At 57.4% G+C, this 1,298-nt stretch carries 1 protein-coding gene; it reads right to left on the reverse strand.

Annotated features, from left to right (window positions below):
- Positions 1-100 precede the first annotated feature (100 nt).
- Positions 101-1,298: DUF6414 family protein (locus K3888_RS17490; RefSeq protein WP_230931555.1), on the reverse strand; the 1,198-nt coding region annotated here is incomplete at its 5' end.

Consider the following 1,298-nt stretch of genomic DNA (forward strand, 5'->3'; position numbering starts at 1 on the left):
CGGGATCGATCTTCTTCGGCATACAGCCATCCTCCTCGACTCAAAAGGAGGCGGCGGGAAACCTGGGGCGGTTCAAGATGCGTCTGCAATGCCGCGCAGCTCACCAGTAGAGCGCAACGAATCCTACTTCAAGTTCCACTGCTGATGCGGTCGGCTGCATTGGTTGAAACGAAGTCGACATGGACTTTTGGCCGGCCGTCGGCTGCCGATCGATCCACTCGGATCTTATATCCAGCAGCAGCTCGCGGTTAACGTGCCCGCCAGAAACGGCCTGTGCGACTGGATCGAAGGCACGGCGTCTCTCTTCAGTCGTAGTCGCCGAAGCGAGAACCGGGATAGCTGCTTCTACGGCCTTCTTGACCAATGCAGAGTCGGGGTTAGCTTCCGAAGCAGCTTGGAATTGAGCAGCAAAGTTTGCCAACTGGAACTGAGCTGTAGCCGCTGCGTCGGGTGGCATCGCTGTCGGTTCGCGTCGGAGATCGAATTGTTGCAACGGGAGCACAACCTCGTCACGGAGTTCAGGCGATAGTGATTCGAGGAGGTCTGCGACCTTGATCGGAGACCACGGTGCCGTGAGAACTGGACCTTCGGCCCGGGCGTACACGGTGTAGTCGGATCCGGAGAACAGGGTCCGACGGAGGTCGCGCCAAAATGAGTCTGCTTCGGCGAACCCAACCAGCTCGATTGGCCTTGCACCCGCTTGCACTTCCTCGCCGAGAATCTCGGTCGCAATTACAACCTGCTCACCAGCCACCTCGATAACGCAGTGACTCGAGGAAACTCCACGTAAGGGAACGAGTCCGACGAGGAGCTCCTTAAGCACTTCGATCATGGGTGCGACTTGGCGGAGGTCCGAAGTTGAGACACCAAAGAGATGCTCCCGCCCGTCGAGAATATCGAGGAATGTCGTCCCGACCGTAATCATCTTAAAAAATTGATCGGCCTCAATCTTTACTTCCATCTCCACAATGTCGCCGCGGGTGATGTCGATTAGGGGGGCGGCGAGTTTCACTTTTTTCAGGCGAGGCAGGGCATCCTCAAGATTCTCGTACGAGTGCAGCGTTTTACGATATTTGCGTTTGACCCCTGAGGTGTCGTGAAGAAGAACCCCGGTGTCGCGTCGCCAAAGGTCACGGAAGGTGCTCTGGACGACTGCGCGACGTACAACTTCGTTTGTGGAGGTCCGCGATGTGCCCAGCCGCGACACCACCCCGGCTCCGGTGTTCGACACATTCGAAGATGCGCCTAAGCTACGGTCTTCCGTTCGTGCGAGGGTTTCGGTGACAGCATCCTTGATC

Origin of the sequence: Dietzia aurantiaca (assembly GCF_021033825.1) — a bacterium.
Lineage (GTDB): Bacteria > Actinomycetota > Actinomycetes > Mycobacteriales > Mycobacteriaceae > Dietzia > Dietzia aurantiaca.